Here is a 14102-nt window from a genome sequence, read left to right as displayed (position 1 = left end):
TTTTTAACTTTTGGCAAAGCTAAAGACAAGTAAGCCAATTCAAATCGTCACGCAACTAAAATCTTCTGAAACCACAATGTATAAAGCATTTCAAAGAACAAGTTTTAATTTTTAGTGCCCACTAGTGTCAAAACATAATAAATAAATTCTCAGATGATTGGAAAAATAATAAAAGGAAGAAGCTTTAAAGGTTGTATTCCCTATGTACTTGATAAAGAAAATGTGAAGTTGATCGATAGTGAAGGCGTATTATTAACAGATACGAAATCGATTATCAACAGCTTTTATATGCAAAGTTTGATGAACCCGAACCTCTTGAAATGTGTCGGTCACATACCCCTTAGCTATGCCAAAGAAGACGAACCGAGGCTGACAGATCAATTTATGATTCAACTCGCAAAAGAATATATGAAAGCCATGAAAATCATAAATACCCAATATATTATCGTTAGGCATAATAATACCGATAACCCTCATTGCCATATTGTATTCAACAGAGTTGATAATAACGGAGAAACTATCAAAGATAATAATGATAAATATGAAAATGTAAAAGTATGTAAAGCTCTTAAAAAGAAACACAACCTCACTTTTGGAAAAGTTAAGGAGCAGGTCAACACCGATAAACTGAAAGGAGCAGAGAAAATAAAATACGAAATATACTACGCCATTAAAGCGACCCTGAAAACATCAAAAAATTGGCAACAATTTGAGCAAAACTTAAAACAGCAAGGCATATCCATTGCTTACAAGTATAAAGGTCAAACCGGTGAGGTACAGGGTGTCTCTTTCAAAAAAGGAGACTGTTCATTCAAAGGGTCTGATATAGACAGACAATTCAGTTATTTAAAACTGAATAATCAACTATATGCTGAAGACCAACAATATAATAATAAGCAACACCAAAATCAACCATATCCAAAAGAACAGCAGTCTCAATCCGCCTCAATTATTGATTCTGTTCTGGATGGGCTTAGTGGCATGACTAATTTTCAGCAGCATGGAGACGATTATGAAGAAGACGCATTTAGGAAAAGAATGGAACACGAAGATAAAAAACGCCGCAAGAAAAGCGGAATTAAAAGATAAGAAACATTACAAATCAAAATTATTATAAACCTAAACAATAACAATTATGTCAAACGTATCAAATGAAGCCCTTTGGGGCAAACTGTCCGAAATGGACGAGAAACTGGATATGATATCCAAAAAAGAAGTATCAATTGAGATACCACAACAAGATATACCTACTGTTTCCAAAGAAGAAATAAAGGCTATGGTAGATGATGGCATAAAAATTCTTGGAAAACATACAGATTCTCATTTTGCAGCAAATCTCAAAAATATTGAGAGGCTCAATAATAATGTTTTAAAGACAAAAGAAACGGTCGAGTCCATAAGAATACCTGAAAATAATATCACATTAGAAGCAATACAATCTATATTATCCAAAGATAAAACGATGGTATTCGGATGGGGCAGAATCCGTAAAACCACATTTATTATAGGAGTATTGATCGTATTCTTATTTATGATGATTACCTTCAGTATGAAACAGCACGCCGATTATGCGATTCTGCAAAACAGGTACACTTGGCAGAGTGTAACGATGTATAAACTACAAATCGAAAATGATAGTTTGAAAACAAACAACACTATTACAGACAAGAAAAAGAAGACAAAATAAAATTGATATGCTTAACTGACGTAATATAAAAATGCGTGCTAATAAGCTAAAGCACGCATTTTACAATACAATATTTGGAATCCGTTAATAGAAAGACATAAAGAAAATATCGTCTTTGGTCTTTTTTATGGATATGAAAGAATTGGGTAATACCCAACGGTTCTGAATATAATCATAAGCGTAAGTCTTATTCAGATAACTGATATAGTTATTCAACTCGTCTAAGTTGTCAAAGAATATATAAGAAGCATTGCAGTTATTATTTCCGTCAAAGGCACAGGACAGGGTTGCTTTCTGATCATCGAACGCAAGTTCTATTAAATTCTCTTTCATTCCATTTTCAATATACTCGGCTATATACATAGGATTGTCTGAGTAGCTTTCTTTGATTTCATCATGGGATAGCCTGAGTACTAAGGAGGAACAATTTATCAGTATTGCACAATATTCAATTGAGATTTTTTCTTGTGTTGCCATATATATGTCTGTTTAGAGCTTGATAAAATACATAATACTATCAGACTGATTATTAATCTAAAGAAACAGATATATTTACGACTGTAAGCTTGACTTATAGAACTGCAAAGGTATCAGACCCATAAAAATAGCAGTACGAAATATCCAGTTAACAAATATACAATTTTATGTAATAAAGTATTTTTCTTTTTCCTTATCTTTGGTAAACTTAATTTTATAGTATCTAAATAATTCCGATGAAAAAGTCCATAGCCTATCTGCCCAAATCCAAACAAGAAGACTTAATACGCCTTGTTATGGAGATCAACAAACGGCTTCCCGAAGCCCAAATGATTATCTTATTCGGTAGCTATGCCAGAAATGAATACGTGGACTATGACGAACGGGTGGAATTTGGTATTCCTACCTCTTTTCGATCCGACTATGATATTTATGTAATAACAAGTAGGATATCAGACAATAAAGCAGGAATTATATTAGATAATATTGATGCATTATATTATAAAGAACCCGATTACCAAACTCCTGTTAACTTCATCAATGACGATATTAAAACAATAAATAAAGCTCTCGAAGAAGGCAGGTATTTCCATACCCAAATCAAACAGGAAGGAGTTATCCTTTACGATAGTGGTAAGTTTAAACTAGCCCGAAGACGCAAGCTAAAGTTTGATGAGATACAAAAACAGGCTCAGGAGTACTTTGATGACAAATTTGATAAAGCAAATGATTTTTTAAGAAGTGCTCGTCATGATATCTCAGATGAAAAATACCAAATGTGTTCTTTTCATATTCACCAAGCCTGTGAAAACTATTACTATTCTATCCGTTTAGCTTTTACGCTGAGAAGTAGTAAACAACATAACCTGACTAAACTGGCTGCGTCTGTCAAAGGTCATTCTGCGGATTTGGCTCATGTCTTTCCCAATAATTCGGTGGAAGAGAAACGGCTTTTCAATCTGGTAAAGGATGCTTATATAGAGGCGAGGTATAATCCGAAATTTATTGTTACAAAAGAGGACATTGATGCTCTTATTCCGAAAGTGGAATTGCTTCGAGATATTACCAAGCGTATCTGTGAGGCAAAGATTGGGGAGTATGCAAATATGGGGTAAACCTCATAGATATCTTTATTATATTATAGAATTTTAGAGCCGATGTTAATCGGCTTTTTTCGTATGTAGTAGATATAAAAATAGAAAAAGCGACACCGAAGTGCCGCAATTGATGTTTTCACAACGGAATAATCCTTATTGTGATTTGCTTTCGTAATTGTATTTGCAAATATATTAAAATTTCACATAACCAGATCAATATTCTTAAAATTTATTTATTTATCTTTAAGGCTTTGATAAAAAGGATACTATGAAAAAGATATTAGGATTAGATTTGGGAACTAACTCCATTGGTTGGGCATTGGTAGATGCTGAAAATAAGAAAATAGAAGGTATGGGTAGTCGGATAATTCCAATGTCACAAGATGTGCTAGGGAAGTTCGACAGTGGAGTATCAATTTCCCAGACAGCTGAAAGAACTGGTTATCGTGGAGTAAGACGCCTACGGGAACGTTGCTTATTAAGAAGAGAAAGGTTACATCGTGTGTTAAATATCTTGGGCTTTCTACCGAAACATTATGCTGAATCAATTGATTTTGAAAAACATTTCGGGCAATTTATTAAAGACTCTGAACCCAAATTAGCATGGCAAGAAATCGCTCCCAAGAAATATGATTTTATATTTAAAGCATCTTTCAACGAAATGATAGCCGAATTTAAAAAGTTGCAACCTGAGCTTTTTAAACTGAAAGAAAACGGAGTGGAAAGAAAGATCCCTTATGATTGGACAATATATTATCTACGAAAAAAAGCGTTAACTGAAAAAATTGAGAAAGAAGAATTGGCTTGGTTGATTTTGAATTTCAATCAAAAAAGAGGTTATTATCAGTTGCGAGGCGAAGAACAAGAAGAAAATAAAAATAAACATGAAGAATTTTATACACTTCTTGTTACTGACGTTGTAGAACGTGAAAAGGGTAAATCCGGAACTTGGTATAACGTTATTTTAGAGAATGGTTGGATTTATAAACGAGAAAGTAAGATTTCATTGTCGAATTGGATTGGTAAAACCAGAGATTTTATTGTAACCACCGAGTTGAACGATGACGGAAGTGTGAAATTGAACAAGGATAATGAAGAAAAACGAAGTTTCAGATCGCCAAAAGAAGAAGATTGGGGATTAGTGAAAATACGAACAGAGCAAACAATAAACCAATCGGGTAAAACAGTTGGGGAATTTATATATGATTCACTTTTAGACAACCCGACACAAAAGATCAATGGGAAATTGGTGCGAACCATTGAACGAAAATTTTATAAAGCAGAATTAAAAGCTATTTTAGAAAAACAAAAAGAGTTTCATGCCGAATTGCAAAATACAGAACTTTACATCCTTTGTTTACAGGAACTTTACAAAAACAATGAATCGCATCGAAATAATATTGCTACAAAAGACTTTACTCACCTGTTTTTAGAGGATATTCTTTTTTATCAACGTCCGCTGAAAAGCAAGAAATCACTCATTGCTAATTGTCAGTTTGAGTCGGTAAAGTATAAAGGAAAAGATAAGGAAGACAATGATATTGAAATTCGTCAACCTCTGAAATGTATCGCTAAGTCCCATCCCTTATTTCAGGAATTCAGGCTTTGGCAATTTATACAAAACTTGAAAATATACGAGCGTGAAAAGATGGTCGATGATAAATTGAAACTGGATGTTGATGTTACTCGAGATTTCCTTAAAACGGAAGACGATTATGTTGCTCTATTTGATTGGCTTAATGATAGAAAAGACATAAAACAAGATACTCTGCTAACATCTTATTTCAAAATTAAAAAGAATAGGGGTGAAGATAAGTTGCCTTATCGTTGGAATTATGTGGAAGATAAAGAATATCCTTGCAACGAAACCCGTTCGCTATTTTTGTCTAAATCAGCAAAAATTGAAGGTTTTAATGAAGCTTTTTTCAATGAGGCTAATACAGAAGCTCTGTGGCATATTTTATATTCGGTAATCGATAAAATAGAGATACAAAGTGCAATAAATAAATTTGCAACAAAGCACGATCTGCCGGATGAGTTTATAAGACAATTTGCGAACCTCCCACCTTACAAAAGTGATTATGGTTCTTATTCAGCCAAAGCTATCAAAAAATTGTTACCTCTGATGCGAATGGGGAAATGTTGGGACGATAAAAATATAGACGATAAGACAAAAGAAAGAATTGATAAAATAATTGACGGCGAGTTTGATGAAAAGATCAAGAACAGAGTTAGAGATAAGGCAATTAACTTAACCGATATAAGTCATTTTAGAGGTTTACCGCTTTGGTTAGCATCATATATTGTGTACAACCGCCATTCCGAGGCAAAGGATATTGTAAAATGGGAAACCGTAAAGGATTTAGCTTGGTTCTTAGATAATAGAAACCCCGAAGGATTTAAACAACATTCGCTTCGTAACCCAATTGTAGAACAAGTCATTACCGAAACACTCAGAACGGTAAAAGATATTTGGCAGCAATATGGGGATGGTACTGAAAATTTCTTTGATGAAATCCATGTTGAGCTGGGTAGGGAAATGAAAAATCCTGCGGACAAACGGAAGTCGATGACGGAGAAGATTAATGCAAATGAAAATACCAATCTGCGAATAAAGGCTATACTCGAAGAACTTAAGGATGCGGGTATTACTGAAGTTCGTCCATTCTCGCCAACGCAACAAGAAATATTAAAGATTTACGAAGAAGGTATATACAGTTATGAAAGCAAAAAAGAAGAACTCGAAGTAATTGATAAAATCAGAAAAAGTAACAAACCAACTAAATCAGAAATTCAACGATATAAATTGTGGTTGGAACAAGGATATGTTTCGCCATATACAGGAGCGACGATTCGTTTGGGCGAACTTTTCACAACAAAATATCAAATCGAACATGTTTTTCCTCAATCTCGCTTTTTCGATGATTCGTTAAGTAATAAAGTGATTTGCGAAAGTGAAGTAAACAGTTTGAAAGACAATCAAACGGCGATGGAATTTATCAAAAAACATCATGGGCAGATCGTAACACTTAGTGATGGAAAAGTAGTAAGGATAAACGAAATTTCTGAATATGAAGAACATGTAAAGTGTTATTTCTCGAAGAATAAAACGAAGCAGAGAAATCTTTTAAGCGAAGAGATCCCCGAAAGTTTTATCAGCAGACAAATGAATGATAGCCGTTATATTGCAAAAGTTGTAAAAACGTATCTAAGTAATATCGTGAGGCAAACAGAAAAAGGCGAACTAGAGCAGGAAGCAACTTCAAAAAAGGTAGTTTCGATAACAGGAAGTATTACTAGTCAAATGAAACAGGATTGGGGATTGAACGATGTATGGAACCGTCTTATTGCACCCCGATTCGAAAGGATGAATATGCTTACCAACTCTTCGGACTTTGGACAATTGGAACTAAAAGCAGGACGAAACGGCGGCGAAGGCAAATGGGTGTTTCAAACTTCTGTACCCGATGCAATCGCAAAAGGATTTTCAAAAAAGCGGATAGATCATCGACATCATGCCCTTGACGCTCTAGTTATTGCGTGTATAACAAGAGAACATATTAATTATTTAAACTCAATAAATTCCGAAAGAAAGAATTATAACTTAGTGTCGAAGTTAAGACGAATGGAAGAGATAAGCATTAGGGGCGAATTGCGTAAAATTCCCAAAGAATTTCACAAACCGTGGGCAACTTTCACGCAGGACACCCAAACCGCTTTAGAAAACATCATTGTGAGTTTCAAACAAAACCTGCGAGTGATAAACAAATCAGTAAATAAATTCCAACGGTACAAAGACGGTGAAAAAGTAATTGAAAAACAAGAAAAAGGCGATAGTTGGGCAGTACGTAAACCTCTGCATAAACAATTCGTTTATGGAAAAGTGAATTTATCAAGAATTTTGGTACCCAAAGGAAAATCAATTACTGCAATCAGAACAAGATTAGATACATCTTTCGATGAAAAGCGAATTGGGAAAATTACAGCTACCAGCGTTCAAAATATTCTATATAACCATTTGAAAAAATACAAAGGAAGATTAGATAATGAAAATAAAGAAATATCACCTGAACTAATGGCTTTTACACCAGAAGGGATTGAAGATATGAATAAAAATATTGTTGAGTTAAATGATGGTAAATGTCATCAACCAATTTATAAAGTTCGAGTTTTCGAGATTGGAAGCAGATTTAATTTAGGCGAAAAAGGGAATAGGAGGATGAAATATGTGGAAGCCAGCGATGGAACTAACTTATTTTTTGCAGTTTATATAAAAGATGGTAAAAGAAGCTACGAAACCATTCCGCTAAATGAAGTTATCGAACGACAAAAGCAGGGATTAGATGTAGCAGAATCAACAGAGGATAAAAAGTTATTGTTTACTCTTTCGCCTAATGATTTGGTATATGTGCCTAACGAAGAAGAACAAGAATATCCGCATTTAGTTAATTTTGATAATTTGACTAAAGAGCAGGTAAGTAGGATGTATAAAGTCAATGATTTTTCTGAAACATGTTATTTTACACCTAATAATCATGCGAGGGCTATAAGCCCCAAAGAAGTGGATTTGTCATTTAATGACAAAAAGGGTAAGTTAGTAGGGTCTTATGATGACAAAACTGCTAGTCATAATGGAATTCAAATTAAATCAATTTGCTGGAAATTACAAATTGATCGTCTCGGCAATATCAAAAAAGCCTAGCTATGATAAAAAAAACACTTTACTTTGGAAATCCTGCATACTTGAGTATGCGTAACAATCAGTTGGTAATAAAACTACCCGAAGTTGAAAAAAATGACAGCTTGCCTGAAAATTTCAAAAAAGCAAGCGAAACCCTCTTTCCTATTGAAGACTTGGGAGTAGTTGTACTCGACCATAAACAAATAACCCTAACACATGGGCTTATCGAAAAACTGTTGGATAACAATACGGCTTTGCTTACTTGCGATAGTAGCCGCATGCCTGTAGGGTTGATGCTTCCATTATGCGGAAACAAGACACAAAGCGAAAGATTTAACTCACAGATCAATGCTTCTGACCCTTTAAAGAAAAACTTATGGCAGCAAACCATAAAAGCCAAAATAACAAATCAAGCAGAAGTATTGAAGAAATTTAGGTCTTGTAATATTCGTAATATGATGCACTGGGCAGGAGAAGTAAAAAGTGGCGATCCTGATAACTTTGAAGGACGTGCCGCTGCTTACTATTGGAAAGAAGCTTTTCCTCAGATTGACAACTTCACAAGAGGCAGAGAAGAGAATCCACCTAATAACCTGCTAAATTATGGATATGCTATACTTCGTGCAGTTATTGCCCGCTCGTTAGTAGCAAGTGGGTTGTTACCTACGTTGGGTATACACCACCACAATCGATACAATGCTTATTGCTTGGCAGACGATATAATGGAACCATATCGTCCATTTGTCGATGAATTAGTTTTCTCGATAGTAGATAGTGGCGAGGATTATACCGAATTAACGACTTCGTTAAAAAGCAAATTGCTACAAATACCAACGATAGATGTGATGATGGGAAAACAAAAAAGTCCATTGATGATTGCCGCAGGTCAGACAACTGCATCCTTAAACCAATGTTTCGAAGGGAAACTACGTAAAATTAAATATCCCGAATTATTGTAATCCGTAGCTAATATGGAGCAAGACCGATTAAATCAATACCGTATTATGTGGGTTCTAGTATTATTTGATTTACCTACCGAGACGAAGAAGGATAGAAAGGTATACGCTGATTTTAGAAAAAATTTACAGCGAGATGGATTTACCATGTTTCAGTTTTCGACTTATTTACGGCATTGTATGAGTGTTGAGAATGCTAATGTACATATCAAACGAGTGAAAAATTTTCTTCCGGCAAAAGGGCATGTCGGAATACTCTGTATTACCGATAAACAGTTTGGTATGATGGAACTATTTTATGGGAAAAGCCCCGAAACTAAACAAACAGGGGCTCAGCAACTTGAATTGTTTTAGAAAATAAAAATCCCGATATTGATCGGGATTTTTATTTGAAATTCATCGATTTTCTAAATGCTAATGGTGTTTGCAATATGTTGAAATACATATACTTGTTGTGTGGTATGATGTATTTCAATGAACTAAGATACAATTTTGAAAGCAAATCACAACTTGAACAGATCAATACTCATATAAACCGTGATGTATTTCAATGAACTAAGATACAATTTTGAAAGCAAATCACAACGCAAAACCTAACGAAGTCTGGCTAACGTCGATGTATTTCAATGAACTAAGATACAATTTTGAAAGCAAATCACAACACCCTGCATCATGTAATCTTTTCATTGCCAGATGTATTTCAATGAACTAAGATACAATTTTGAAAGCAAATCACAACACATCATGACACGATATGTTTCAGGCAACAGATGTATTTCAATGAACTAAGATACAATTTTGAAAGCAAATCACAACTCTACCGAGTGAGCTAAAAATTATTTTTAAGATGTATTTCAATGAACTAAGATACAATTTTGAAAGCAAATCACAACATACTTCTTACAAGTAATTCAGTAGCTTCAGATGTATTTCAATGAACTAAGATACAATTTTGAAAGCAAATCACAACAAAGTGTTATAACCTACTTGATATATAAGTGATGTATTTCAATGAACTAAGATACAATTTTGAAAGCAAATCACAACAACTTTTCTCCTAATACGACTAAAATTCTCGATGTATTTCAATGAACTAAGATACAATTTTGAAAGCAAATCACAACTGGATCTATATACGTAGTTATATCCTTAAGATGTATTTCAATGAACTAAGATACAATTTTGAAAGCAAATCACAACTATAGCCCTACGAGACTGAAACAAGCATGGGATGTATTTCAATGAACTAAGATACAATTTTGAAAGCAAATCACAACTCATAATCGTCTCTCCTTCTATCGGTTTTCGATGTATTTCAATGAACTAAGATACAATTTTGAAAGCAAATCACAACAATAGAAGCACCATGCCAAAGTATTAACTGATGTATTTCAATGAACTAAGATACAATTTTGAAAGCAAATCACAACATTATACTTGCGGGAAAATGACTTAACACGATGTATTTCAATGAACTAAGATACAATTTTGAAAGCAAATCACAACTGCTGACGGTATATATCGCAAACATCCTTTGATGTATTTCAATGAACTAAGATACAATTTTGAAAGCAAATCACAACTGGACACACGTATCTATTCTGTACTCTCTGGATGTATTTCAATGAACTAAGATACAATTTTGAAAGCAAATCACAACTTCTAAAAGTTCAATTCTTTCGCTCACATTGATGTATTTCAATGAACTAAGATACAATTTTGAAAGCAAATCACAACAGACAATATTAACTGTACTTATGTCTCCTTGATGTATTTCAATGAACTAAGATACAATTTTGAAAGCAAATCACAACTGGGGATATGCGAAAAGTGCAAAAACCGTCGATGTATTTCAATGAACTAAGATACAATTTTGAAAGCAAATCACAACTACGCTGTGGTTTACTATAATCTCGCGCATAGATGTATTTCAATGAACTAAGATACAATTTTGAAAGCAAATCACAACTAGTGAACAAATACCTCAATAGCTACTTTAGATGTATTTCAATGAACTAAGATACAATTTTGAAAGCAAATCACAACAATAGCATGGGCTTTACTTGTAAGAATCACGATGTATTTCAATGAACTAAGATACAATTTTGAAAGCAAATCACAACAGCTTGCTGTAGGCACCGTGGAGCTCCTCGGATGTATTTCAATGAACTAAGATACAATTTTGAAAGCAAATCACAACTTAATATCCGTCAGGCGTTCCTGATGCTTGGATGTATTTCAATGAACTAAGATACAATTTTGAAAGCAAATCACAACTGGATCGTAACCATCTACGTGCTGTCCTGCGATGTATTTCAATGAACTAAGATACAATTTTGAAAGCAAATCACAACCAACACTCTCTAAGTTTTCTTTTGCTTCCGATGTATTTCAATGAACTAAGATACAATTTTGAAAGCAAATCACAACCGTTAATACTTAGTTACTTTTTTAATTTGAGATGTATTTCAATGAACTAAGATACAATTTTGAAAGCAAATCACAACAAATCTTCTTCTACATAATTAGGAAGGGTGATGTATTTCAATGAACTAAGATACAATTTTGAAAGCAAATCACAACGGCGAAAAAGGTGAAAAAAATGGAAGGATAGATGTATTTCAATGAACTAAGATACAATTTTGAAAGCAAATCACAACTGGCGAAAAAGGTGAAAAAAATGGAAGGATGATGTATTTCAATGAACTAAGATACAATTTTGAAAGCAAATCACAACCTGCCGACGTTAACAAGCAATTCGAAGATTGATGTATTTCAATGAACTAAGATACAATTTTGAAAGCAAATCACAACCGCTGTGGGTACTGTAAGGGAAAAGGCTGGGATGTATTTCAATGAACTAAGATACAATTTTGAAAGCAAATCACAACTGGATAGGAGAGATGAAGAATGATTTCTTGATGTATTTCAATGAACTAAGATACAATTTTGAAAGCAAATCACAACATATTCTCAATTATATGATATAGTTGAGAGATGTATTTCAATGAACTAAGATACAATTTTGAAAGCAAATCACAACACCAATGATCTGAATATCTAATTACATAGGATGTATTTCAATGAACTAAGATACAATTTTGAAAGCAAATCACAACAGCGCCGACCAGCCTAGCAAGGGGCAAGGCGATGTATTTCAATGAACTAAGATACAATTTTGAAAGCAAATCACAACAGACTTTAACCAGAACATACTTGATACGTGATGTATTTCAATGAACTAAGATACAATTTTGAAAGCAAATCACAACTATTTCTTTTGCATTTGATGCATGCGATACGATGTATTTCAATGAACTAAGATACAATTTTGAAAGCAAATCACAACACACCTAATAGTACTGACGAAGCAAAAACGATGTATTTCAATGAACTAAGATACAATTTTGAAAGCAAATCACAACTATCGTCAGATAGACGAGCCATTGGGCTAGATGTATTTCAATGAACTAAGATACAATTTTGAAAGCAAATCACAACGGGATCGAACCGAAAAAAAACTCATAATCGGATGTATTTCAATGAACTAAGATACAATTTTGAAAGCAAATCACACTACTATCCAATTGTTTACAATGCCTCACATCGATGTATTTCAATGAACTAAGATACGACTTTTTCAAATATGAAGAGTTTTCTTTTTCATCTTCTATACAAAATAATATACAAAGAATAAACCATCAAGACCAAGCCTTACGGTTTCAACGAAAATCTTCCAAGCCTACGGCTAGCGTATTTTCGTTGAAAGTCTTGCTTTGTTTATTCTTTCTTTATGAAGGGTGTATATCAGATGTAAAAAGAAGAAAAATATGAACCTTGGGTTACATTTGTGGGTTGTCCTTGAGAAAGGCACTTACCGTCAAGCGATGCACGCCCAGAATTCGTCCGATTGCACTTTTTGAAATTTTTTTATCTAGTAATGCTTTCATTTCGTTTTCTCGCCCCGTTAGCTTTACTGTCTTGGACTTACTTCCAACAGGACGACCAAGAATAACCCCTTCTGCTTTTTTTCGAGCTAAAGCTTCTTTTGTACGTTGTGATATTAAGTTACGTTCAATTTCAGCGGATAACCCAAAAGCAAAAGCTAAGACTTTAGAATTAATATTATTACCGAGTTCATAATTCTCTTTGATAGTAAAGACCATGATGTCCTTCTCCATACATGTATGAAGAATACTCATTATTTGCATTAGATTACGTCCTAACCTCGATAGCTCCGTTACAATAAGAATATCTCCTTTTTGCATTTTTGTAAGCAATGCTCCGAATTTTCGATCTGAAAGATGTTTTGTCGCACTAATTGTCTCTTCTATCCATTCGTCTATAGGCATTTCTTTCAGTTTAGAATAGTTTTCTATTTCGAAGTGTTGATTTTCTGTTGTTTGTTTATCTGAGCTAACTCTGATATATCCGTAAATCATAATTTTAGATTTAATTTATACAATTTTAAATGATAAAATTAGTATAATTAATATAGATAGACATATTATATATACTAAAAATATAGATTTTTATAATACTATTTTATTCGACATTTTTAGAGCGATTACCTTAATCAATCTGCGATCATTTCTTCTTTCAATGAAAAATCAATATCATCTTTTGCCATCCTCTCGGATATAGAAAAAAGAATAAAAGAGAAAATTGAATCGGTTGGTGTACCTCTGAGAAATTGGGATATACAAATTAATTATGGCATAAAAACGGGCTTCAACGAAGCTTTTATTATAGACGGAAAAACTAAAGATGAACTAATCACAAAATCATCTAAAAATGCCGAAATTATTCGCCCTATTTTAAGAGGCAGGGATATAAAACGCTATGGCTATGAATTTGCTGATTTATGGCTAATATATATACCCTGGCATTTTCCGCTGCATAAAGATTCAATTATCTCTGGAGCATCTGAAAAAGCAGAGCAAGAATTTCTAAAAGAATATCCAGATATATACAACCATTTGTTAAAATATAAAAAAGAGCTTTCTGGCAGAAACAGAGCAGAGACAGGAATTCGTTATGAATGGTATGCTTTGCAGCGGTGGGGAGCAAATTATATGGACGATTTTTCTAAACAAAAAATCGTCTGGAAAAGAGTAGGATCTATCCTTCGTTTTGGTATTGATATGAAAGGCTGCGTAACTCTAGATAGTACATGTTTTGCTACAGGAAATAATTTGAAATAT

Annotated in this window: 8 protein-coding genes, 1 pseudogene and 1 CRISPR repeat array; of the genes and pseudogenes, 7 read left to right on the top strand and 2 right to left on the bottom strand. The window is 33.6% G+C overall.

Going from position 1 to position 14102, the window contains the following annotated elements:
* Positions 1-153: 153 nt before the first annotated feature.
* Together ACYPZI_RS14455 and ACYPZI_RS14450 are read left to right on the top strand one after the other, a co-directional pair.
* On the top strand, positions 154-1089 hold the full coding sequence (locus tag ACYPZI_RS14455; protein ID WP_459602822.1) for a relaxase/mobilization nuclease domain-containing protein: 936 nt from the start codon (positions 154-156) through the stop codon (positions 1087-1089).
* 46 nt (positions 1090-1135) lie between these two features.
* Entirely contained in the window at positions 1136-1687 is a 552-nt protein-coding gene (locus tag ACYPZI_RS14450; protein WP_459602820.1) for a hypothetical protein, read from the top strand.
* An 84-nt stretch (positions 1688-1771) separates the two neighbouring features.
* Here the strand turns inward: ACYPZI_RS14450 and ACYPZI_RS14445 are convergent, their stop codons facing one another.
* Positions 1772-2164 (bottom strand): sortase family protein, encoded by a 393-nt coding sequence (locus ACYPZI_RS14445; RefSeq protein WP_459602818.1) that lies wholly within the window; start codon positions 2162-2164, stop codon positions 1772-1774.
* Positions 2165-2400: 236 nt separating this feature from the next.
* Here ACYPZI_RS14445 and ACYPZI_RS14440 point away from each other — a divergent pair, with 236 nt between their 5' ends.
* The 4 genes from ACYPZI_RS14440 (at position 2401) to cas2 (ending at position 9252) form a co-directional block, all read left to right on the top strand.
* Positions 2401-3279: a HEPN domain-containing protein gene (locus ACYPZI_RS14440; protein ID WP_459602816.1), complete on the top strand. Its 879-nt coding sequence runs from the start codon at positions 2401-2403 to the stop codon at positions 3277-3279.
* A 250-nt stretch (positions 3280-3529) separates the two neighbouring features.
* Entirely contained in the window at positions 3530-7963 is a 4434-nt protein-coding gene (gene cas9 / locus ACYPZI_RS14435; protein ID WP_459602814.1) for a type II CRISPR RNA-guided endonuclease Cas9, read from the top strand.
* Between the two features lie 2 nt (positions 7964-7965).
* A complete protein-coding gene (cas1, locus tag ACYPZI_RS14430) occupies positions 7966-8901 on the top strand; it encodes a type II CRISPR-associated endonuclease Cas1 (RefSeq protein ID WP_459602812.1) in 936 nt (311 codons plus the stop codon).
* Between the two features lie 12 nt (positions 8902-8913).
* The gene (gene cas2, locus ACYPZI_RS14425) at positions 8914-9252 is read left to right on the top strand and encodes a CRISPR-associated endonuclease Cas2 (protein ID WP_459602810.1); all 339 of its coding nucleotides are present in this window, start codon (positions 8914-8916) and stop codon (positions 9250-9252) included.
* A 109-nt stretch (positions 9253-9361) separates the two neighbouring features.
* Positions 9362-12476: a CRISPR direct-repeat array (repeat unit 47 nt; unit sequence GATGTATTTCAATGAACTAAGATACAATTTTGAAAGCAAATCACAAC).
* A 264-nt stretch (positions 12477-12740) separates the two neighbouring features.
* On the opposite strand, the gene ACYPZI_RS14420 is transcribed toward cas2, so the two are convergent.
* Positions 12741-13340 (bottom strand): master DNA invertase Mpi family serine-type recombinase, encoded by a 600-nt coding sequence (locus ACYPZI_RS14420; RefSeq protein ID WP_459602808.1) that lies wholly within the window; start codon positions 13338-13340, stop codon positions 12741-12743.
* A 537-nt stretch (positions 13341-13877) separates the two neighbouring features.
* On the opposite strand from ACYPZI_RS14420, the pseudogene ACYPZI_RS14415 reads away from it, so the two are divergent.
* Positions 13878-14102, top strand: a pseudogene (locus ACYPZI_RS14415) (TaqI-like C-terminal specificity domain-containing protein); the annotation flags it as partial.

Source organism: Dysgonomonas reticulitermitis (assembly GCF_054601275.1).
This window is presented reverse-complemented; position numbering and strand designations above follow the sequence as displayed.

Bases quoted from the DNA above. Each gene is read 5' to 3' on its own strand.
- ACYPZI_RS14455 (WP_459602822.1), top strand. From the start codon at position 154: ATGATTGGAAAAATAATAAAAGGAAGAAGCTTTAAAGGTTGTATTCCC.
- ACYPZI_RS14450 (WP_459602820.1), top strand. From the start codon at position 1,136: ATGTCAAACGTATCAAATGAAGCCCTTTGGGGCAAACTGTCCGAAATG.
- ACYPZI_RS14445 (WP_459602818.1), bottom strand. From the start codon at position 2,164: ATGGCAACACAAGAAAAAATCTCAATTGAATATTGTGCAATACTGATA.
- ACYPZI_RS14440 (WP_459602816.1), top strand. From the start codon at position 2,401: ATGAAAAAGTCCATAGCCTATCTGCCCAAATCCAAACAAGAAGACTTA.
- cas9 (WP_459602814.1), top strand. From the start codon at position 3,530: ATGAAAAAGATATTAGGATTAGATTTGGGAACTAACTCCATTGGTTGG.
- cas1 (WP_459602812.1), top strand. From the start codon at position 7,966: ATGATAAAAAAAACACTTTACTTTGGAAATCCTGCATACTTGAGTATG.
- cas2 (WP_459602810.1), top strand. From the start codon at position 8,914: ATGGAGCAAGACCGATTAAATCAATACCGTATTATGTGGGTTCTAGTA.
- ACYPZI_RS14420 (WP_459602808.1), bottom strand. From the start codon at position 13,340: ATGATTTACGGATATATCAGAGTTAGCTCAGATAAACAAACAACAGAA.